Origin of the sequence: Filifactor alocis ATCC 35896, assembly GCF_000163895.2 — a bacterium.
Classification (GTDB): domain Bacteria; phylum Bacillota; class Clostridia; order Peptostreptococcales; family Filifactoraceae; genus Filifactor; species Filifactor alocis.
This window is the reverse complement of sequence record NC_016630.1, coordinates 1,533,064-1,555,300: the sequence shown is the minus strand read 5'-3', so window position 1 is coordinate 1,555,300 and position 22,237 is coordinate 1,533,064. Positions and strand designations below refer to the sequence as shown.

At 35.4% G+C, this 22,237-nt stretch carries 19 protein-coding genes; 11 read left to right on the top strand and 8 right to left on the bottom strand.

Features of this window, described 5'->3' with window-relative positions; all coding sequences use genetic code 11:
- Window positions 1–232: 232 nt before the first annotated feature.
- Window positions 233–1,057, bottom strand: a complete 825-nt coding sequence (locus tag HMPREF0389_RS06930; RefSeq protein ID WP_014262916.1) for an endo alpha-1,4 polygalactosaminidase — start codon at window positions 1,055–1,057, stop codon at window positions 233–235.
- A 5-nt stretch (window positions 1,058–1,062) separates the two neighbouring features.
- The gene (gene dxr, locus HMPREF0389_RS06925) at window positions 1,063–2,214 is read right to left on the bottom strand and encodes a 1-deoxy-D-xylulose-5-phosphate reductoisomerase (protein WP_014262915.1); all 1,152 of its coding nucleotides are present in this window, start codon (window positions 2,212–2,214) and stop codon (window positions 1,063–1,065) included.
- A gap of 742 nt (window positions 2,215–2,956) precedes the next feature.
- Between dxr and HMPREF0389_RS06920 the strand changes: the two genes are divergently transcribed.
- The 5 genes from HMPREF0389_RS06920 to HMPREF0389_RS06900 all read left to right on the top strand — a co-directional run bounded on the left by HMPREF0389_RS06920 (window position 2,957) and on the right by HMPREF0389_RS06900 (window position 8,550).
- Window positions 2,957–3,670, top strand: a complete 714-nt coding sequence (locus HMPREF0389_RS06920; RefSeq protein WP_014262914.1) for a cytochrome c biogenesis CcdA family protein — start codon at window positions 2,957–2,959, stop codon at window positions 3,668–3,670.
- 131 nt (window positions 3,671–3,801) lie between these two features.
- Complete coding sequence (locus HMPREF0389_RS06915) at window positions 3,802–4,680, top strand: redoxin family protein (RefSeq protein WP_014262913.1); 879 nt, start codon at window positions 3,802–3,804, stop codon at window positions 4,678–4,680.
- Between the two features lie 234 nt (window positions 4,681–4,914).
- On the top strand, window positions 4,915–6,060 hold the full coding sequence (msrAB, locus tag HMPREF0389_RS06910; protein WP_014262912.1) for a bifunctional peptide-methionine (S)-S-oxide reductase MsrA/peptide-methionine (R)-S-oxide reductase MsrB: 1,146 nt from the start codon (window positions 4,915–4,917) through the stop codon (window positions 6,058–6,060).
- 8 nt (window positions 6,061–6,068) lie between these two features.
- Window positions 6,069–6,839: a response regulator transcription factor gene (locus tag HMPREF0389_RS06905; RefSeq protein WP_014262911.1), complete on the top strand. Its 771-nt coding sequence runs from the start codon at window positions 6,069–6,071 to the stop codon at window positions 6,837–6,839.
- Window position 6,840: 1 nt separating this feature from the next.
- Window positions 6,841–8,550: a sensor histidine kinase gene (locus HMPREF0389_RS06900; RefSeq protein ID WP_041250840.1), complete on the top strand. Its 1,710-nt coding sequence runs from the start codon at window positions 6,841–6,843 to the stop codon at window positions 8,548–8,550.
- Between the two features lie 182 nt (window positions 8,551–8,732).
- On the opposite strand, the gene HMPREF0389_RS06895 is transcribed toward HMPREF0389_RS06900, so the two are convergent.
- The 3 genes from HMPREF0389_RS06895 to nrdD all read right to left on the bottom strand — a co-directional run bounded on the left by HMPREF0389_RS06895 (window position 8,733) and on the right by nrdD (window position 12,046).
- Window positions 8,733–9,185, bottom strand: a complete 453-nt coding sequence (locus HMPREF0389_RS06895) for a hypothetical protein (RefSeq protein ID WP_014262909.1) — start codon at window positions 9,183–9,185, stop codon at window positions 8,733–8,735.
- Between the two features lie 207 nt (window positions 9,186–9,392).
- On the bottom strand, window positions 9,393–9,893 hold the full coding sequence (gene nrdG / locus HMPREF0389_RS06885; protein ID WP_014262908.1) for an anaerobic ribonucleoside-triphosphate reductase activating protein: 501 nt from the start codon (window positions 9,891–9,893) through the stop codon (window positions 9,393–9,395).
- Window positions 9,893–12,046, bottom strand: coding sequence for an anaerobic ribonucleoside-triphosphate reductase (gene nrdD, locus HMPREF0389_RS06880; RefSeq protein ID WP_014262907.1), 2,154 nt, complete (start codon window positions 12,044–12,046; stop codon window positions 9,893–9,895). The genes nrdG and nrdD overlap by 1 nt, the downstream gene beginning before the upstream one ends.
- A 467-nt stretch (window positions 12,047–12,513) precedes the next feature.
- Between nrdD and HMPREF0389_RS06875 the strand changes: the two genes are divergently transcribed.
- Window positions 12,514–13,218: a B3/B4 domain-containing protein gene (locus tag HMPREF0389_RS06875; RefSeq protein WP_014262906.1), complete on the top strand. Its 705-nt coding sequence runs from the start codon at window positions 12,514–12,516 to the stop codon at window positions 13,216–13,218.
- Window positions 13,219–13,408: 190 nt separating this feature from the next.
- Here the strand turns inward: HMPREF0389_RS06875 and HMPREF0389_RS06870 are convergent, their stop codons facing one another.
- Window positions 13,409–13,693: a DUF4491 family protein gene (locus HMPREF0389_RS06870; RefSeq protein WP_014262905.1), complete on the bottom strand. Its 285-nt coding sequence runs from the start codon at window positions 13,691–13,693 to the stop codon at window positions 13,409–13,411.
- 367 nt (window positions 13,694–14,060) lie between these two features.
- Between HMPREF0389_RS06870 and HMPREF0389_RS06865 the strand changes: the two genes are divergently transcribed.
- The 5 genes from HMPREF0389_RS06865 to HMPREF0389_RS06845 all read left to right on the top strand — a co-directional run bounded on the left by HMPREF0389_RS06865 (window position 14,061) and on the right by HMPREF0389_RS06845 (window position 20,282).
- Window positions 14,061–15,368, top strand: a complete 1,308-nt coding sequence (locus HMPREF0389_RS06865) for an acetyl-CoA hydrolase/transferase family protein (RefSeq protein WP_014262904.1) — start codon at window positions 14,061–14,063, stop codon at window positions 15,366–15,368.
- 534 nt (window positions 15,369–15,902) lie between these two features.
- Window positions 15,903–16,718 (top strand): class I SAM-dependent methyltransferase, encoded by an 816-nt coding sequence (locus HMPREF0389_RS06860; RefSeq protein ID WP_014262903.1) that lies wholly within the window; start codon window positions 15,903–15,905, stop codon window positions 16,716–16,718.
- A 155-nt stretch (window positions 16,719–16,873) separates the two neighbouring features.
- A complete protein-coding gene (locus HMPREF0389_RS06855; protein ID WP_014262902.1) occupies window positions 16,874–18,229 on the top strand; it encodes an MATE family efflux transporter in 1,356 nt (451 codons plus the stop codon).
- A 160-nt stretch (window positions 18,230–18,389) separates the two neighbouring features.
- On the top strand, window positions 18,390–19,691 hold the full coding sequence (locus HMPREF0389_RS08785; RefSeq protein WP_049770209.1) for a zinc-binding metallopeptidase: 1,302 nt from the start codon (window positions 18,390–18,392) through the stop codon (window positions 19,689–19,691).
- 159 nt (window positions 19,692–19,850) lie between these two features.
- A complete protein-coding gene (locus HMPREF0389_RS06845) occupies window positions 19,851–20,282 on the top strand; it encodes a hypothetical protein (RefSeq protein WP_014262900.1) in 432 nt (143 codons plus the stop codon).
- Window positions 20,283–20,409: 127 nt separating this feature from the next.
- Here HMPREF0389_RS06845 and HMPREF0389_RS06840 read toward each other — a convergent pair whose 3' ends face one another.
- Both HMPREF0389_RS06840 and HMPREF0389_RS06835 read right to left on the bottom strand, forming a co-directional pair.
- The gene (locus tag HMPREF0389_RS06840; protein ID WP_014262899.1) at window positions 20,410–21,006 is read right to left on the bottom strand and encodes a YdcF family protein; all 597 of its coding nucleotides are present in this window, start codon (window positions 21,004–21,006) and stop codon (window positions 20,410–20,412) included.
- 90 nt (window positions 21,007–21,096) lie between these two features.
- Complete coding sequence (locus tag HMPREF0389_RS06835) at window positions 21,097–22,179, bottom strand: IS30 family transposase (RefSeq protein WP_049770186.1); 1,083 nt, start codon at window positions 22,177–22,179, stop codon at window positions 21,097–21,099.
- Window positions 22,180–22,237: the final 58 nt, after the last annotated feature.

Genomic DNA, 22,237 nt, shown 5'->3' with positions numbered 1-22,237 from the left:
AGTACTTTGTATCAAAATCATTTTGTGATACAATTCGGCATCCAACTGAACAAATTTGTCGTAAAAAAATCAGTTTTGATTTGAGAAACAGATTACCGTATCTGTTCTAAAGAAGATTCTCTCTTGAAAATAGTCTGTGAGCAGTACTTTTCTGTTGAACCGAATACGGTTAATCTCCTAAGAGTAATTGTACTGATTTTGTTTAATACAAGGTAACTTTTTGTGTGGAGTTTTATTTTAATTCCAGCGATGGGGAAATATAGTATTCAAATCCTGACTGTTCACATTCATTTTGTATTTTTTTCTGGAGCAACTTATCTTCGCCATACTCCAAAAGGTAGACGGATAATCCCGCTTTTTGGCATTTCATCAGATAGTCCCATAGGTATTTTGTCTGTTCCGGTTCTTGCTTTCCAAAAGTTTTATGCTCAAAATCAATGGAGGTAAAAACAGTTTCTTGGTTGATGCCGTCGATTAAGTCGGTTTTGTCGGAATCGATAAGAGTTGATACAAATGTGTCTCCGCCATTGATTATGATAGGAAGTTTATATTCCTGTTTCAGTTGTTGCAAGATGTCGGCAAGTCCGGTATAAATTTTTTCTTCCGGATAGAAGTACCATACATCCGCATTATCTAAAAAGAAACCGTCCACACCTTTGTCTACAAGATTTTTTGCAAGCACTTGAGTCAGATGATCTTGCCATTCTTTATCGGAAACATCAATCCAATATTCTTCCTCCCAATTTTCATAAGCTCCAAGTGTGATGTCTTGAAACTCTGCAAAGTAGGGACGGAAATTTTCTAAAGATCCGATATTGAGATAACTGTATACCGTTTTTCCCTGTTGATGGAGCAGTTCGATTTGTTCTTTGGAGAAATAGCTCGCATCGATAACAACAGTGTCGTACGGTTCTAAAGAAGCGATATCATCCGGATGAAGTCCTATCCACACACCGTATCTTGTTTTATGATGCGGAGCTCGATAAAAGAACAGTCCTGCTACGATTACGATGATAACAATGAAGAAAATCGCCTTTGTAAATTGTCGTTTTATCATATGGTTCACCTTCTGTTGATATAGTTCGTGGTATGAGAACGCACTTTGGTATCCAATTCAAACAGTTCTTCCAATGAAGTAATTTCAGTAATCGGAAATTGATTCATCATTTCTTTCACAATTGCAACAATATCCAAAAATTCAATTTGTTCTTTTAGAAATGCATGAACCGCTATCTCGTTTGCTGCGTTCAGTACACATGGCATCGACTTTCCGATTCGTCCTGCTTCAAACGCAAGAGGAAGTGCAGGAAACAGTTCGGTATTCGGTTTTTGGAAGGTCACACTCAAAAATTCTCCGAAGTCAAACGGAGTGAAGGAGTTTTTCATTCGTTTCGGATAGAAGATGGAGTATTGAATCGGTATTCTCATATCCGCTTGTCCCAACTGTGCTAAAATGCTGCCGTCTTGGTACTGTACCATAGAATGTACGATGCTTTGCGGATGCACCAAAACTTGGATATCATCATAATCCACTTGGAATAATCTCTGTGCCTCAATCACTTCAAGTCCTTTGTTCATCAAAGTGGCAGAGTCTATTGTAATTTTTTGTCCCATGGACCAATTCGGATGTTTGAGAGCATCTTTCGGTTTGATATGCTTTAACTGTTCTCCGGTAAAGGTATGAAAGGGACCTCCGGAAGCAGTTAACAGTATTTTATCTATGATTTGATTTTCTTCTAAACATTGGAATATTGCAGAATGTTCACTATCAACCGGAATGATTCGAGCGGTTGGATGCTGTTGCAATGCTTTTTTTACCAAGTCTCCGCCTGCAACTAAGGTTTCTTTGTTGGCAAGTCCGATAGTAAGATTGTGCTCGATACAGATTAAAGTTGGTAAAATTCCGGCAAATCCGCTGATTGCACCGATTGCGATGTCGATTTTGCAAGACGACAGCACATCGGAAAGACTGTCCCAGCCGTACAACACTACAACAGAGATATGTTCACACTCTTTTTGTATCAATTCAAAACTTTGTTGATTTGTAACAAAAACAAATTGCGGATGATATTTTTTGATTTGCTCAAGTAATAGAGTTGTATTGGAATGTGCTGACAAAATACAAAGTTCCAGTCGGTCAGAAAATTCATCTACAACGGAAGTCGTTTGAGTACCGATTGAGCCGGTACTTCCGAATAGAGCAATTTTTTTCATAAAAGCCTCCTGATAGGAATGAGATTCCACATGTTCTTACTTGAGACAAAGCAACCGATTTGTGAGAAGAATCGTTCAATTTTCCACTCTGATTTATGATGTGCTTTGACAGTTTATCTTATCTTCAACAAACGGATGGAATCTATTATTGTTAAAATATGTTTTCTAATGGTTACGGAAACAATTTCAAAAGAAGAAATCAGTATCCGTATAACCAATCTCATTTTACCAAAATTAAGGTTTTTTTCAATAGAGAAAGTGTAGGTTTTGTGTAGATATTATAAAAACAGAAACGGGATGAATTGTTTGTGTGAAAAGGAGAAGTGATGATGAAATGAAGTATGATTATTTTTATGAAAGTTTGTTTGAGAAAGTGCAACCGATGTTATTTATAATCAGATGTAGAGGAAAGAAAATATTCATAAATTTGATGATATCAAACAACGGTAGATTTATAGTGAGTCTATTTACATATGAAACTTTTAAATACTGATAATATTTAAGTTTTTGGAAAGCATATTCTATTATCTTTTTTGAAAATGGTCCTTATAATGGGTACATAACAAAATACAATCGGTTGTAAAGTTGAAATAAGTTTTGTTTTTGGCAGAAATGCAATCGAAATTTATTTCGATGTCTATTCTATCAGTTTTTCTTTGACAGACAAAAAATAGATAGAAAAAAAAGAATAGACGCAAAAGTATTATGGAAAGTTTAAAAGTTTAGAAAAGAGGAAAAGAAAATGATTGGGCAACAAGTATTGATAAGCAGTGTGTTTATCGCGGGAATCTTATCGTTTTTTGCACCATGTACATTTCCGTTGATTCCCATCTATATCGGATTGTTGACGGATTCGGAGCATGAGTACAAAAAAATCCGTATCAAAAATACGGAATGGAATGTAGGAGCAATGATTAAAACAGGCACCTTTGTGCTGGGGTTATCGACAAGCTTTATTATTTTGGGATTCGGAGCGGGATTTTTAGGAAAGTGGATTTCCAACCAATGGGTTCTCTTCGCAGCAGGATTTTTGGTTGTGTTACTTGGAATTCATCAGATGGATTTGGTTCATATTAAAAAATTCGATTCGTTAAAGGGGGTACAGTTCAAAAATAGCAAAACAAAAGCATTGGGAACATACTTGATGGGTGTTTCATTCAGCTTAGGATGGACTCCATGTGTCGGACCGATATTGGGAGCAGTATTGGTGACATCTGCAAGTAGCGGACAAGAATTGTATGGAGCATTTCTGATGATGATTTATTCAGTCGGTTTGATGATTCCGTTTTTGATTATGGCAATTGCCTCAGAATTTGTCATGAAGAGATTCAGCTTTTTTGAAAAACATATTATTGGAATCAAGCGAGCAGGCGGAGTTTTGGTGGCAATCATGGGATTGATGTTGATGGGAAATCAACTGGTATCACTAACCGTATTTTTTGAAAAGTTATTTTAATGAAATAAATTTAGAATAAGATGGGTTATTTTTAATGATAGGATACAAATGAACAATAAGGATATTTCGGTTAGAACAAGGTTTAACCGGAATCGTATGAAAAGAATAAATGTATAACGGAGGAGATTATGATGAAAAAATTTCAATTAGCACTTGCAATCGGAGTAATGGCGTTGGGACTTACTGCATGTGGCGGAAATACAACACAAATGGAGCAACAAGAAATGAATGGAACAACAGAAAATACGATGCAAGATGATGCAATGAAAGATGATATGAAGATGCAAGACGATATGAAGATGAAAGACGATACGAAGATGAAAGACGATACGAAGATGAAAGACGATATGAAGATGAAAGACGATATGAAGATGAAAGACGATATGAAGATGAAAGACGATACGAAGATGAAAGATGATATGAAGATGAAAGATGATATGAAGATGAAAGACAATGGCAAAAAAGAGGAAAAAACAAAACAACCGGAAAACTCGGAAAATACAATGAAGAATGCGAAAACAGAAAGTACAAAGAAAGAAATGACAAAAACGGAAACAAAAAAGGATAAAAAAATGAAAAAAGTCAATGAAGGGAATTTAGCATCAGATTTCAGCTTGAAGGATACGAAAGGAAATTCCTTTACACTAAGTAGTCAGCAAGGTAAAAAAGTATATATCAAATTTTGGGCATCTTGGTGTCCGATTTGTTTGTCGGGCTTGGAAGAGCTGAATGAGTTGGCAAAGAACAATAACGATTTTGAAGTGGTAACTGTTGTTGCACCGGAATTCAATGGGGAGAAAAACAAAGAAGAGTTTGTAAAATGGTTTGACAGTCTGGGATACAGTAATGTTAAAGTTCTGTTTGATGAAGACGGACAAGTGTTGAAAAACTATGGTGTCCGTGCCTATCCTACCTCTGCGATTGTGGGAACGGACGGTGTTTTAATCGGTGTTCAACCGGGACATATGGACAAAGAAACGATTGAAAAAGTATTTGAATCTGTAAAATAAATCTCAGATATAAGAAATGTGTTGTTAAGATAGTTTCATAAAAACAATTCAGTCGGGACATTTTTTGGAATGCGATTGTAAGAAAATGAGAAGGATGATGAACAAGTATAAAAAATCTATAGTATGATATGTTAAAAAGTAAGGTTATGAAGTTGTGAAAAAGAGATGTAATAAGAAGAAATAAAAAACAGATGTAATGTAATAAGAGAAAATAAAAAACAGGAGGTGTTATTTGTGAAAAACATTCAAGTATTAGGAGCGGTTATTTTGTTTTCAACTGTTGTTATAGGATGTACGATTGCAGGTACAGCGAAAGCAGAAAAAAAGGAATCCGTAAATCCTACGTTAGAGAATAAAATACAGATGATTACAAAGGGTGGTACAATGAAAAAAACATCAAACAACCCAAACAAAAATATTGATTATTCCAAATCAAATCTCAAGAAAATCTATCTTGCCGGGGGATGTTTTTGGGGAATTGAGGCATATATGGAGCGTATCTATGGAGTAGCGGATGCTGTTAACGGGTATGCAAACGGTAAGACACAAAATCCGAAATATGAAGATTTACTGTACCGAAACAGCGGTCATGCAGAAACGGTTGAGGTCACATATGACCCTGCCAAAGTGAGTTTGGAAAAGCTTCTATACGATTATCTGAAAGTTGTAGATCCGACCAGTATGAACAAGCAGGGTAATGATAGAGGCACGCAGTATAGAACGGGAGTGTATTACACAGATGAAAAAGAGAAAAAGGTAATACAATCTGTGCTTGAGAAAGAGCAACAGAAATATTCCGATAAAATTGTAGTAGAAGTCCTTCCTTTAGAACATTTTGCGAAAGCGGAGGAGTATCATCAAAATTATTTGGAAAAAAATCCAAACGGATATTGTCATATTGATCTTAGTCTTGCAACAGAAGAAATCATTGATCCCAAAAAATATCCGAAACCGAGTGATGAAGAATTAAAGAAAAAATTGACAGATATTCAATATCGCGTGACACAAAAAAATGATACGGAGCACGCTTTTTCTAACCAATACTGGGATAACAAAGCACAGGGTATTTATGTGGATGTAGCAACAGGAGAACCGCTGTTTTCTTCAAAGGACAAATTTGAATCAGGGTGCGGTTGGCCGAGTTTTTCTAAGCCGATTGAGAAAAATGTAGTGACATACCAAGAAGATAACAGCTATAATATGAGTAGAGTAGAAGTGAGAAGCAGAAGTGGAAATTCGCATTTGGGACATGTGTTTGAAGATGGACCCAAAGAGCTTGGAGGATTGCGATATTGTATCAACAGTGCGTCAATTCGGTTTATTCCGTTGGATAAGATGAAAGAAGAAGGATACGAGTATCTGATGTATTTAGTGAAATAGGAGCAGAGATGTATAAGCTGTTAATTGTAGATGATGAGCCGTTGATTCGACGCGGAATAAAAAAACTTACAAATTTGCATGAGATGGGAATTTCAGAGATATTTGAGGCAGAGAACGGTGAGCAGGCAATTGAAATCGTAGAAACCGAGAAACCGCATATTGTTATCATGGATATCAATATGCCGAATATGGATGGTTTGACTGCCTCATCCATCATGAAAGAAAAGCATCCTGAGATTTTTATTGTGATTTTGACAGGATATGATTATTTTGAATATGCTCAGACTGCAATTCGTGCAAAAGTGGACGACTATATTTTGAAACCGATTTCCAAGTCAGATATTGAGTCTGTTTTGAAAAAAATTGTAGCTATCATTGTTGAAAGAAACAAGAAGACGGAATATCTGCAATTGTGCAATGATAGTCATGTAACAGAAGATATAGTGCTGACAGATGGGGAAGATATGGAATCCATCATCAAAAATTATATGGTTGAAAATCTGTTTTCAGTAGAACTTTCTCTTTCTAAAATGGCGGGCGATATTGGATTTAACAGTAATTACCTCAGCGGTGTGTTTAAGCAGATTTATGGGATTCCGTTTCAGGATTATGTGAATCGTAAGCGAATGGAGAGGGCAAAATTGTTGTTGCTTACCACTTCCATGAAAAATTATGAGATTGCAGAGGAAATCGGAGTAGAGGATGTAAACTACTTTATTACGAAGTTTAAGAAACTGTGGGGAATTACACCGAAACAGTATAGACAAGGGATACGATGATATGAAACTAAAAAAATTTTTTTCAAAAATCAATATCCAAATTACTTTTTCTTTCCTGGCGTTTTCTCTGGGTATTGTAATATCTCTTTCCGTCATTTTCTATTATTCCGCATCAAAAATTTTGTTGGATAACAGAGAAAAGCAGACGACAGAGTCCATTGCACAGACCAGCGATTATGTTGCAAGCTATCTTGATAAAATCAAAACACTGAGTAATTTAATTGCGATGTATCCACAAATCTCTGAAATTTTGGAGAATCCGAGTTCCAAGTCTGCAGACGGGTTGCTGACAATGGTGAATATATCGGCGAGCAGTGACCCGCGTATTCAAACGATTGCCGTTATTTCTAAGAACGGGTTTGCAATTACCAGCAACAGTGATATGGCAATGCCGTTGTCCAGGAATATGATGAATGAAGAGTGGTATAAGGTAGCGGTACAGTCTAATCAAATGCCTGTGGTTACTTCACTTCGTCACGGTGATTTTGTGATGGATCGTGAAAATCTGGTTATCTCTATCAGTCATGAAATTGTTGATGAACACGGAAATCATTTGGGTGTCGTACTGATTGATATTTCCTATCGTTTTATTGAAGATTACATTTCGTCCATTGATTTGGGAGAACGAGGATATGCCTACATTTTGGATAATGCAAACAATGTGTTGTATCATCCGGACGAAAGTGTATTTTTTAATGAACAGAAGAAAAAAGAACTGGTATCCTTGGCTGAAGGTACAGAAAGACTGCCTCATTATTTTGTTACAAGTGCAGAGATACCGCATTCCGATTGGAGATTGATTGGTGTTTCTTCGACAGAAAGTACTATGTTATTAAAGAAAAAGTTGATAGAGGGAATTTTATTGGTGAATTTCTTGCTGATTTTTGCAAGCATTGCTTTAAGTGTAATGATTTCCAGACGATTGACCAAACCGATTGTAGAATTACAAAATGCAATGATGTCACTGGATAAATCGTGGGGTCATATCGCCGTCAATTCAAACAGTTCGGTTGAAATTGTCGCATTGACGACAGAATATAATGCTCTTTTGGACAGAATCAAGGTCTTGACCGAAGATATTGCACAAAAAGAAAATGCAAAACGCCTTTTTGAATTAAAGGCTTTGCAAAGTCAAATCAATCCTCATTTCTTGTACAATACCTTGGATACCATTTTATGGTTAGCTGAGTTTGGAGAGACTGAAAAAGTGGTTGCCGTCAGCAAATCACTGGGAGAAATGCTACGACTGTCATTGGATATTCATCAGACGCTTGTTCCGTTACAATCGGAGCTTGCCAATACAGAGAATTATCTTAGAATACAACAAACTCGCTATGAAGATAAAATCTGTTACCGAATCCAGGGAGAGGAAGAACTGTTGTCTGTTTCTGTTCCGAAATTAATCTTGCAACCGATCGTAGAAAATTCTATTTATCATGGAATTCGACCGCAGAGAGGTAAGGGCTATATTGAGATTGTATATGAAAAACGAGACGGGAAGCTCATCATTACGGTTTCTGACAACGGAGTAGGATATTTTTCTTCGGTAGAGGAAAATGACAGAAATCTGATTAAAGCAAAATTAGGTGGAATCGGGATGAAAAATGTCGATCAAAGAATTAAGCTGTTGTACGGAAATCAGTATGGAATTGAAGTTCGTGAGAATCAACCGCACGGTACAGTAGTGATATATACATTGAAGTGTGAGTAATGATTTCTCTGTTGTGGCAGTGAAGATAGGTATTGTTATCAAGATAAGGTTAACGCTCCGGAGATGGAAAGGGACTTGGGATAGGTCGCTTTCCTCTACAGAGCGTTAATTTTTAGGGTGTTTCATTTTTTAGCGTGTTTACTTTTTCAGATTGGTTACTATGTTTTCAATCAAATGATGAGTTACATATCAGTTCTGTTTGTGTAGTGAATCGAGATACCGCTGCTGCACGAGCGCGGGTCAAAATAAGATGAAACAGAACCCCATGAAAAAAAGTTTTCTTCATTTTGTAAATTGCAATATTTCATAAGCCATTCATCACAATACTTTTTATCTTTCTCTACTTCTTCGGGGGACCATTCTTCCCAGTGACGAATGGCATTTATGTCAAAACTCTGTGGATAAAGGTTCACAAATTCAAGAGCTTTTTGTGGATTAAAGCATAGATAAACAGGGATTTTGTTATCATAAATTGTTTCTCTCATATCGTACCAGATGTATCCGTTTTTCATATCTCTGATTTGTAGAATATGATCCGTCGGAAAAACAGAGATAAAATCAGAATAGTGTAAGAGAGGTGATACAGTTATATTTAACTCCGGAAAAATAATGTTTCCTGTTTGGATTTCAATCAATGCAATCTTCCTCCTTTTGATTCCGACAACTGACGGCATTGCCGGTATATTAGTGATTAGAGATGATGTATCTTCTTTATCTTGTCTTGTATCATCTTACCATAAAAATGAATACAAAACTATGGTAGGAGTTTTCCATCGTTGTTTGATACGCAAGATGTGATGATTATTCCATTTCCGATACAAAAAAGCAGAATGAAAGTTGTTTCATTCTGCAAGTACATATTCAATAGGTTGATTGAATGCAAGAGATTTTTGGACATCGAGAATTCGTTGGTTGGAAGAACCGCGAAAACGTAAGGTCAAATCTCTTTTTTCTAAGATGAACGGACCGTCTACAAGAACATCACATAAGCCGAGCAGCTCTTTTTTGTCTACATCGGAACAAAGCTGTTCAAAGGTATATCCGGAATAAATCCATATGGTCTTGGGAGACTCTTGTTTTATTTTTTGCAAGACAGGAAGCAATCCTTCTACATTTTGAAATGGTTCCCCTCCCAAAATAGTAAGACCCTTTACCATCGGATGAGAGAGATGAGAAAGAATAAGTTCCGTCTCATTCTCTGTCCATGGCTGTCCATACTTGAAATCTTGGTATACTTCATTGAAACATCCCTCGCAACAGTGTGTGCACCCTGTCACAAAAAAGCTGGTGCGGATACCTTCTCCGTTGGCAATATCAAACTGCCTGATTTGTGCATAATTCATTAGATATGCAACACACGATCCTTGATTTCTTTGGTTCGTCCTTCATTCCAGAAATTTTCGCCCAAATATCCGCAAGTTCTGCGAATCACAGTCAGTTTGGTGCGTTCTGTATTTCCACATTGAGGGCAGAACCATTGATTGTTATCATCTACTTTGATTTCGCCATCGTATCCGCAAACATGGCAATAATCAGACTTGGTATTAAACTCTGCATAAGTGATATTGTCGTAGATATATTGAATCATCATTTCAACTGCTTCGAGATTGTGATTTAGATTTGGAATTTCCGCATAGGAGATACATCCTCCGGTGGAGCGTTTTTGGAATTCAGATTCAAAACTGAATTTATCGAATACGGAAATACATTCTCTTACATCGACATGATAACTGTTTGTGTAGTAGCCTTTGTCGGTGATATCTTTGATTTCTCCAAATCTTGCACGGTCAATCGAGCAAAAACGATTGGTTAAATTTTCGGCAGGAGTTCCATAGAGTGCAAATCCGATACCGGTTTCCGCTTTCCATTCTGCAACGGAATCTTTCAAGACATCCATCAGTTTGAGTGCAAACGCAGTACCGACAGGATCGGTATGAGAAACACCTTTGATCAGCTTGGTTGCTTCGTAGACACCGATATAGCCCAAAGATAAGGTTGCATAACCGTTATCCATAAATTTGTCTATTTTTTCGTGTGGTTTCAATCTTGCAATGGCACCGTATTGCCAGTGAATCGGAGAACAGTCGCTGGTCACATTCTTCAAGAGTTCAAAACGAAGAAGAAGCGCTTTTTTTGCTAATTGAAGTCGTTTTTCCAAAATGTCGAAGAATTTTTCTTCCGAACCGTTCGCCAAAATTCCGATTTGAGGAAGGTTCAATGAAACGACTCCCATATTGAAACGACCGTCAAATACATATTCTCCCTTTTCGTTTTTCCAAGGAGCTAAGAAAGAGCGACATCCCATCGGACTGAATACATTTCCTTCATAGTTTTCACGCATTTTCTTTGCGGAAATGTAGTCCGGATACATTCTCTTCGCAGTACATTTCGCAGCAAGTTTGGTCAAATAGTAATACTTGCTGTCAGGATGTACATTGTGTTCATCCAGTACATAGATCAGTTTTGGGAAAGCAGGTGTCACATAGACATCCTGTTCATTTTTGATTCCTTCATATCGTTGCAATAAAATTTCTTCCTGAATATAGGCAGCCTCTTTTTCAAATTCATATCCTTCTTGGAAGTACATAAACAGTGTAACAAAAGGAGCTTGTCCGTTTGTTGTCATCAAGGTATTAATTTGATATTGAATCGTTTGGATACCGTCTTTGATTTCTTTTCGAGTGCGCTTCCAAGCAATTTCTTCAGCTTTTTGTAAATCAGGCTCAATCCCGTAGATTTCTTTTTGTTCTTCCACGACACTATCATAATATTTTTGGTAAGATTTTCTAACAAAAGGTGCCAAGATACGGTCAATCCCGTTGATACTTTGTCCGCCATACTGTCCGCTCGCAACTTGTGCAATAATTTGGGTAGTAACGGTACATGCTACTCGGAAAGATTTTGGAGAGTCAATTTTTTTGCCGTTGATAACAGTGCCGTTCGTCAACATATCATGCAAATTGATTAAACAACAATTGAACATCGGTTGAATGATGTAGTCCATATCATGAAAGTGAATTGCACCGCTGTCATGTGCTTGTACGATGTCAGTCGGAATAATTAAACGACGGGCAATGTCTTTGGATACTTCGCCGGCAATCAAATCCCTTTGTGTGGATACAATTTTGGCATCCTTGTTGGAGTTTTCATCCAAAACATTGATATTGCTTCGATTTAGAATTCCAACGACATCTTCGTCAATGGTATTTACTTTTCTTTTGAAGGCTTGGACAGCTTTGTAGTTTTCGTATGCTCTTGCGGTCGCTGGATTTTCATACTGAATCAGCTTGTAGTACACCTGATCTTCAATCCCATAAATGGTAAGATCTCTTTTCAAAGAACGAGCAAATTCTTCAATTTCTGTTGCAATTCTTTCAGCAAGACCGTCTTCATAAATGCCGGTACTGCTATCCATTGCTTTTTTGATGGCAACGACAATTTTTTCTTTGTCAAAAGGAACCTTGCTTCCATCTCGTTTGATTACCTGTAATCCCATATTTAGCACCTCATCTGTTTATTATAATTATTTTATTTGTACGAATATTGGTAGAAATCGAAAAAATTTTATGTAAAAATACTCTCTTATTCGATGACTATAACTTACTATACTACATTAACAAAACAAATACAATATATACTTATAAAAATAAAAATATTACAAAATTACACACTATATGTAGAAAATAACTTCTATACTTTACAAATAGAGAGGTACAGAGTTTTTTGTAAAAAATACCGATTTTTTTATAAAAAAAGAAAGTGAGTAATTACAAACAACTCAACGAATTTTATTTTTTTCAAAAAAATTTAAAAACACAAGATATAGAAGAGAAAATTTAAAATGTACTACAATATACAAAAGGAGTAAAACAAAAAAATAATGTGATTTTTATGGTATAATCAAAAATAATAAAATAGGAGAAAGAGGATTTTTATATTAGTGTCATATAAGGAGGAACAAAGATGAGTCAGTTTATTGCAGAAGAATCTTTTTGGAATTTATTTCCAAATGCAACATTAGGTGTAGTATTGTTGAAAGGAATTAAAAATGATGGAGAGGTTCCACAAGAATTGAAGGCTCTTTTGTCAAAAAGTAATCGTGAAGCTGAAAAATTTTTGGTAAAAGATAAATTTAATGAAAACCCAATTGTTGCAAATTGGAGAAGTGCATATCAGAAGTTTAAAACAAAGAAGGGAGCTCGATGTAGTATTGAGGCTTTGTTAAAGCGAGTAGAAAAAGAAAATCCGGTAGGTTCCATCAATCCGTTGGTAGATATTTATAACTCTGCATCATTACAGTTCGGATTTCCTTGTGGAGCTGAAGATATGGATGCTTTTGTTGGGGATTTAAAATTGGGAATTACAAGTGGAGGAGATGAGTTTTATTTAATAGGAGATACAGAATCTTCCCCTACATTAGAGGGAGAGTTATGTTATCGTGATGAACAAGGTGCAGTTTGTCGTTGTTTCAATTGGAGAGATGGAGAACGTACGATGATTACAGGCAACACTACAAATGCTTTTCTTATTATGGAAAATGTTGAAGAGGGGCGAGAGAATGAGTTGAAACAAGCTATTTCAATGATTGTAGAATATGCAGAGAAGTATCTGTCTGCAACGGTAGAGACTTTCTTTGTAACAGCAGAAAATCCAAGTATTTTACTATAGTATATGACAAAGAAAAAACACTTTTCTGTGGAAACCATTATCCGGTGGAAAAGTGTTTTTATTATGGGTATAACATTTTTAGAAATTTGATAGGATTATAGTTTTTAGTATTTAAAATATAACATAAAATAACAAGAGGCTCTGTTTGTGATAGCTCATTGTATATGAGTATGAATGTTAGTTTAAAATATCAGCGTTTTTTCGGATTTTTTGGATACCAACCTTTCTGTACTCTTTTTTCCTGTTCAAAAAGTTCTTTAATGCTCCAAAGGAGGCAAAAACCAAGAATAGACACAATGGCAGATACAGTATCGTCTTTTAAAAAGAAGGAAATTGTGATACAAGTAGAGCCAAAAACAGCAAAGATAGGCCATAGCTGTTTTCCGAAACGGTATTCTGTATAAATTACAATCGGATGAAATAGTCCGATTAAAATAAAGCAAGATACACCGATTAACAAACCGTTCAAGTTCACGTAATACTTCCTTTCTGTAACATTACAATGTCAATATTTTTATCACTGTGAAACTGCTTTATATCAGTTATAACAAAAACAGTTGGTAAGATACTTTAAAAAACATTTTACAATAAAATCAAATTGTTTTTCAATCTTTTTCATTGTGATATTAGAGATTGTGGGTTTGTTTTTGGAAAGACGATTCGTTTTTCAAATAGGATTTTCAATTGTAGAAAGACATAAAGTAAACAAATTGAGATTATTTTTCATAAAATCGGGGAATACCATAGTGAGAAAAAATTATACAGTAGATAGAAAGAATAGAGTATGATATAATAATTCCGTATTTTATTCAGAAAAATAAAAAATTTGGAGGTTATCAAATATGGATTGGAAAAAAATTTACCAAGAGAGATTGGTAAGCGCAGAAGAAGCACTTTCTCATGTAAAAAGCGGAGACCATGTTGCGTTGGGACATGCTTTAGCAGAACCGACTTATCTGTTGGAAGAAATGGTTCGCCTGAAAGATAATTACAAGAATGTGAAGTTTTCCGGATTGGTTCCGGGAAAAGCTCCATATGCAGCAGAAGGATTGGGAGAGCACTTCAGAACATGCTCTATGTTCTTAGGAGCATCCACAAGAAAAGCGGTAGAAAGAGGAGATGGAGAGTTTATTCCTCGTTTCTTCTATGAAGTACCTCGCACTTATCGTGAAGATTGGCCTGTGGATGTGGCAATGGTAACATTGTCAGCACCTGATAAACACGGTTTCTGTAGTTTCGGTATCTCTGTGGACTTTACAAAAACAATTGCAGAAAATGCTAAAATTGTGATTGGACAAGTAAATAAATATATGCCGAGAACACACGGTGACAGTTTTATTCATATTTCTGATATAGATTTCTTAGTGGAACATGACGAACCGTTGGTAGAATTACCGAAACCTCATATCGGAGAAGTAGAGTCAAAAATCGGAGAATATGTTGCATCTTTAGTAAACGACGGAGATTGTTTGCAACTTGGAATTGGCGCGATTCCCGATGCTGCACTTCAATTTATGAAAGATAAAAAAGATTTGGGAATTCACTCCGAAATGATTTCTGACGGGGTAATGGACTTGATGAAAGCAGGAGTTATCACAAACAAGAAAAAGAACTTCCATAACAGAAGAACAGTTGTTACTTTCTTGATGGGAACAAAAGACTTGTATGACTATGTAGATGACAATCCGTTCTTTGAAATGTATCCGGTTGACTATGTAAACGATCCTCGTGTAGTGAGCCAAAACGACAATATGGTATGTATCAACTCTTGTATTCAAGTAGACCTTACCGGACAAGTTGTTTCCGGTTCTATCGGACCGAGACAATTCAGCGGAGTCGGAGGACAAGTAGACTTCGTAAGAGGGGCTGCTTGGAGTAAAGGCGGAAGAAACATCATTGCTATGCCATCTACCGTAAAAGGAAAAATGTCAAAAATTGTTCCTGTGATTACAGAAGGTTCTTCTGTTACAACTTCCATCAATGATGTTGACTATATCATCACAGAATACGGAATTGCAAAATTAGGTTCCAAATCTTTGAATGAAAGAGCCAGAGCTTTGATTAATATTGCACATCCGGATTTCCGTGAGGAATTGGCAAAAGCTTATGAAGAAAGATTCCATGAAAAATGTGATTACAAAAGAGATTAATGTATCGTTTCATTAAAATAAAACAATAGAATATCTTTTGTAGAAATCGGTATAGGACTTTTTCGTTCTGTACCGATTTTTTATTTTGAAGAAAAGTATGGTTTTACAATCTGATACTATTCTCCGTTTAAAATGCCCGGTATGGAGAATGTACAATTGCTGAAAAATAATTTGGAGAATCATATAGTTCAAAGCATTCAACCTGTCAGTTCTAATAGCTAATAGTATGATATGAAAATGGATGGGGATAGAAATGAGATATTATGGAATGAAAGCCTGTATTTATAGTGTGTTTTAGTGACTCGTAGTATTAGTGGGCAACTTTTTTATATAACAAATCACAAGAAATGAATATTTTTGTGATAGAGTAACAATACATACATTTGATGATAAATTCTATTTTATGATAATAATTATTGATATTATAACGGAAAAAGTTTAAAATAAAAAGTGACTGTTAAGGAAATGAAGTAAGAAATGCAGTCAGGATAAAGTTATTTAAATCATATAATGAGTTCTATAAGGAGGAAACCTATGAAATTAAAATTAGACGGGGTTGCGGAAACGCTTTTTATTACATTGTATATTCGTGCGAAGGATGCCATGAGTGACAAACCTATTTTGAATGATAAATTGTCACTGGAAATCATGAAAAAAATTGATTATGATTTTGATAAATTCAACAGTTCAAAAGGTTCTTATTTTGGTACATTAGCACGAATTCGTGTGATGGATAGAGAAGCGAAAAAATTTATTGAGGAACATCCGAACTGCACAGTAGTTTCTGTCGGTTGCGGATTGGATACAAGATTTGAACGCATTGATAACGGTAAAATCAAATGGTACAACTTGGATTTTCCGGAAGTAATCGAAGCAAGAAAAAATTTACTTCAACCGAATGACAGGGTGGTGGATATTCCGAAATCAGCTTTGGATTCCACATGGACAACGGAGATAGCAAAGAGTGAAGAACCTATTTTAATTATCTCGGAAGGAGTGTTGATGTATTTTTCGGAAGAGGAAGTGAAACAATTTTTGGAAATTTTGACAGATTCCTTTGAAGAGTTTGAGGCGCAGTTTGATTTTTCTCATACTTTCTTGTTAAATAAGGGAAAAAAACACGATACAGTAAAACATATGAATGCGGAGTTTCGATATGGTATTGTAGATGGAAGTGAAATTTTGAAACTCAATCCGAAATTAAAACAAACGGCATGTATCAATTTTACGGATGAGTTGTCCACATTCAAATTAGGAGTTTTCCGATTGGCTTTACCACTCCTTCGAAAAGTGAATAACAGGTTGTGTAAGTATGTATATTCCAATAAGCAAGAAAAGGAAATGATATAAAAATTTGTTTCTTGAAAAAGGAAATGGATACGATATTACTTCAAACAAACAGTGGATAGGTTTTTGGATGCTTATTTTGAACATCAGTACAATTTGTGAAGTCCGGAGAGAATATACAATATGAGTTAAATGAAAAAGTTTTGTTGGAGGATGGTATGGCAGATAAAGAAAATTTAATTACACAAGGTAATTTGTACCAAAATTTTATAAAATACTTTATTCCTATTCTTTTAGGGAGTTTCATTCAACAATCGTATGCATTTGTAGATGCTCTTATCATTGGAAATTATGGAGGAAAAGAAGCATTGGCGGCGATTGATGCTCCTTATGCTTATATCAAACTTTTGATAAATTCTTTTATTGCATTGAGTATGGGTGGAACAATTATTGTGTCTCAATACTGTGGTGCAGATAAAAAGACTGAATTAGAAGAGATAATTGGAAGTTTAATAAAATTCAGCATCTTGGGAGGAGTAATAATTTCTGTAACGGGAATTTTATTGTCATCAAAATTTATTAAAATAATGTTAATTCCTGAAGATATTTATGAGTTGTCATTGTCATATATTCGGATTTATTTTATAGGAACTGTTTTTGTTTTTACATTCAACATTGTTTCCGGAATATTGCGAGCGTTGGGAGATTCCAAAAATCCATTTTACTATCTCATGTGCAGTTCTGTAGTAAACATAGTGTTAGATGTTCTTTTCGTGGCAAAATTTCATTGGTCGGTTGAAGGAGCAGCATTAGCGACAATATTATCTCAAGGTATTGCGATGGCTTTGGTGTTAAATAAAATAAAAAGTGCAGGTTATTACTTTAGCAAGAGAAATCGTTTTGAATCATTAAAGGGCACATTAACATTGGGGTATCCCATGGCAATTCAATCAATATTGTTTTCTGTATCCAATATGTTTATGCAAAGAGGAATCAATGCATTCGGAACAGACAGTATAGCAGGATGGTCGATATGCGGAAAAGCTGATTTTCTTGTTTGGTCATTAGCAGATACGCTGGGAGTGGCTGTTACAACTTTTGTTGCCCAAAATTACGGAGCAGGGAATAGAAACAGAATGAACCAATCGGTAAGGTGTGGGCTTTTGATATCTGTTGTAACAATCGGAATCATAAGCGGAGTCCTATTTATATGGATGGATAAGATAGCTTTGTTATTTACAAGAGATTCTTCTGCGATAGAGAATGCGGTTTTTTTGATGAGGTCAGTTTGTCCATATTATATATTTTATGCTTTTGGCGAGATTTTTGCCGGAGGAATAAAGGGAAGGGGAAATACCTTCTATCCGATGATAATCACGCTGATAGGAACCTGTGCTTTTCGGGTGATTTGGGTTGAAATAGTATCAAACTATGATATGACTTTGCAACATATCATTTTAGGGTATCCGTTATCATGGTTTGTTACAACAACTTTGTTTGCAATATATTATGTAGTGACGGTATATGCCTCAAAATATAATGTATATGACAGCGACATTGAAAAAATAAAATAGATTGAGTATAAAAAACAGATAGAAATCATTCGTTTGTAAGGAATAGAAATCATAACTATGGAGGAATTTGTTTCCGGTGTCAATTTTTTGTTTACAACAGAAGTCCATCTGTTGTAGAATTAGGAAGGAAAAAATAAGCCTCATATAGGAGTGAATCAATTTGAAAAAATGGAATAGGATAGTAGCATCTTTGCTTGTCGGAGTTACACTGCTGACGGCTTGTCACGATACAAATGTAGCAAAAGAATATTCTTCCGAGGAGCTAAAACAAGCGAAACAAAAAATTGAATATAACTTGGGACAGCTGAATAAGAATGTTTCTGATGCTGAAAAGGAAAAGCAGGTTATGACCGTTGCGGAAATACAGGAGTGTGTGAAAGAAAGAGAGAAGGAGAATCTCATTGAACCCAATGCAAGAGAGGCTTATCTTCGAAAAGAGTTCGATGAGTGGATTACGGGAATTACTCAAAAATACTATGGTGTAGAGGATGAAGAAGAAACAGAGCCTGCACCGGTAAAAGAAAACAATAACGACAGAATTTATGCTTATTTGGAAAGCGTGATGAAAAAGAGTGAAGTTGCATCGCTAAAGAAAAAAATAGATCAATATATTGAAACCGGAGATGAGGAAGCATACGATTTTGCACAGCGGCGCTTTGATGCACTGAAAGATGTGAATGGAAATCTGTTACTGTTTTTGTTGGTACAGTATCCGAATCAAAAGACAGAAAGGGTTTATCGAGTGAAAGGTGAAAGCATACAGGAAGAACCTTTTTTGTCAGAAAAGAGTACAGAAAAACGAAGGTGGTTTCAATTCTTTCAAAAAGAGCTGAAGTCGACACAAAAAGAAGAATCTTTTTCGAATGAAAAAGAGAACATCATTTTGGCGAGCATTCCAAAGGTAATCAAACGGGAAAATCTAAAAAATTTTGATTATATTCTGTTGTGTACGGATGGGAAATCATATGGCTTGGCATCTGTAATTGAGAGTCCTGACGGAGACGGAAGCGGCACAAGGTGGTTGATGCAGATTGACAGCAACGATTTGGATGATGATTTTTACGGAACATTAGTACATGAATACGGTCACTATTTGACATTGAATCAGACACAGGCAGATTATACCGAGGACTATGACATCAAAAATTATTGTGAGATTGGTATGGTAACAAAGAAAGACTCCTTGTTGAACCAATTTTATCAGACATTTTGGAAAGACTATGTGTTGGAAGAATTTCCGACGAAATATTCTTTTTATGTCAGAAATCAGGATGCGTTTGTATCAGACTATGCAGCGACAAATCCTGCAGAGGATATTGCAGAGACATTTCGCGTGTTTGTGATGGAAGAAAAGCCGACAGGGAATGAGATTCGAGATAAGAAAGTACAATTTCTGTACAATTGGCCCGGATATCCCGAGCTTCGTAGTGAGATTCGAAAAAATTTGAAGTTGGACAAATAGAATAGATGGTCGGTAACAGTACAACAATTTAATAAAGTCAGACAGAAAACAAAAACTTTGAAAGGATTTTATAAAATCAAGGGAAAGTCTACCAAAGTTTTTGTTTTTTTGATATAATCGTACTATTCGATATATCATTTAAGTTAAGGTGGTGAAAGTATGACGGAACAAACGAAAGTATTTTTGAGAATCGGTGGAGTTGTTGCTCTTTTTGTGCTATCGGTTGTAGCTATTTTCTTATATAAGGCGGTTTGGGCGAAAGCAATTTGGACAATTCTTGCATGTGTGTTGGGATATATGTTGTATCGGACTTATTTATCTTATAAAAGAAAGAAGTTCTATATTGAAGGAAAGGTTCTTTCTGTGGTAAGACCGACGAACAAGCTGAAAATCGGAAAAACAAAGGTAATTATCAAAGCAGGCAAGGTATCCAAAAAATTGTATGCGTGGCAGCCTCTTACAATGAAAGTCGGAGAGATGTATGGTGTTTACTATGAAGACAAAAGTAATAATATTTTGAAATACCAAGCATTGAAGGGAAGTTTGATGATGAGACCGAATCGCGCAAATATTCCTCCGCAATATCGTTAGGAAGAACGGGGATTCTTTCGGATATCTCAAACAAAAGAAGAAAGTAGATGAAATCCTCTTATTGAGCAAAATTTTGCAGATAAGAGGATTTTTGGTTTAAATTTTAAAAAAGATTTTCGGTAAAAAATTACTTTGTCAAAGTATCAAGAAAGAATGATTTGATAATAGCAAAATATTCTCTGAGATAGCACGGAATGGTGATGCTTGGAGGTGTTTTGGAAGGCAGGGAGTATGCTGTGAGACCGCATCGTTTTGCCAATAATTCTGCACGAATACAATGAAATCGATTGGTGGAAATCAAAACTTTGACAGAGGGATTGTCTGTCTGTTTTCGTATGATATCAGTCGCATTTCGGATATTTTCGAATGTGGTGGTAGAAGTTGTTTCCATCAAAATTCGGTTTTTTGCAATCCCATGAGCAACAAGATAGTCATAGCTTGCTTGTGCCTCTGTACAATCTTCATCTGTACCTTGTCCGCCTGTCACAATAACAGAGGTGCTTGGATGTTCGTTGAGATATGTCAGTGCTGAGTTCAGGCGGTTGGTCAGTGCGGGAGACGGGGTGGTTCCGTAGAGTCTTGCTCCCAAAATAATGACATAGTCTATCTGTTCGTCATGAGATGTCGAAAATCCTGAGAATAGAATAGCACCTTCTATTGTAAAAAAAGAAATTCCAAAAATAAGAAGTCCTATTTTTAGGAACGTTAAAATTGTTTTTTTCATAGTGGGATTCCTTTCCTGCTGATGATTTTTCTTTCTATTGTAACACTGTAAGGAAAAAAATGAACAGAAAAAGATAGGAAAAATAAAATCTTAAATTGCAATATCAAATTGAACTAATTCCTCATTATCATCTAAAAGTCCTAAGTTATTTAGTTCTTCTATAAAAACTTCTATAGGAGTGCGGTAATTTAGGATTTTTCTTGGCAAATTGTTCATCCAATTCATTATCTTTATATAGTGTTCTTCTTCATAATCATTTAATGATTTTCCTTTCGGTAGAAATCTTCTGATTAGGCTATTGTGCTTTTCATTTGTTCCTCTTTCCTGGGGATTATTGGGATGACAGTAATAGATGTTTCCTATATATGTTTTTTCAAGTTCACATAATTTCGCAAACTCTAAGCCGTTATCACTTGTTATGCTTCTAAATATTTTTTGTGGTTCCTTCAATCTGTTCAATGTGTTCTTTAATGTTTCATTTACTATGGATGCTTTTCTTCTGTTTAATTTTAAGATTAGTTCCATTCGACTTTTTCTTTCTGTTATGGTTATTAATGATGCTTCTTCTTTGTTTTTCTTTGGTATTACTGTATCTATTTCCCAATTTCCAAATGTTTTTCTTGTTTCTATTTCTTGCGGTCTTTCTTCTATACTTTTTCCAAGTTTTCTTTTGTTTTCTTTTACTCGTTTTTTAGCCGGTTTTCTTTTCACTCTTAAGGGCAAATCAATAGATTTTATTCCTATTAGACCTATATCTACATAATTGTATAATGTCTTGGTGCAGACTCTTTGACCTTCATATAGCTTATTTAACTTTGCATATCCACAAATTGCATCTAACGACCATTTTTCTTCATTAAACTTTTGCTTTACAAAGTCTAAATATTTGCTACATTTCAAGGCTTTAAATTTCTTTTTGCAATTTTTTCGATTCTTCTCATATACTAACTTACCTGTATCCGGATAATATACTTGTACATCATGTATTCCTTTTATTTGAGTTACTGTACCTCTTTTTAACTCATTTCTTATGGTGTTGGATGCTCTACGAAGTTCTTTTGCTATTTTGTATGCTGAATATCCTTTATTATGCAGAAGTTGAATTTGTCCTCTTTCGAAATCGTTTAAATGTTTATTTTTTCTTGAATTTGCTGTAGTATTATTATATTCCATAGTCATCACCTTTGGTTTTTTTGTTTTGTGGTGATTCAATTATACCAAACGTGATTTT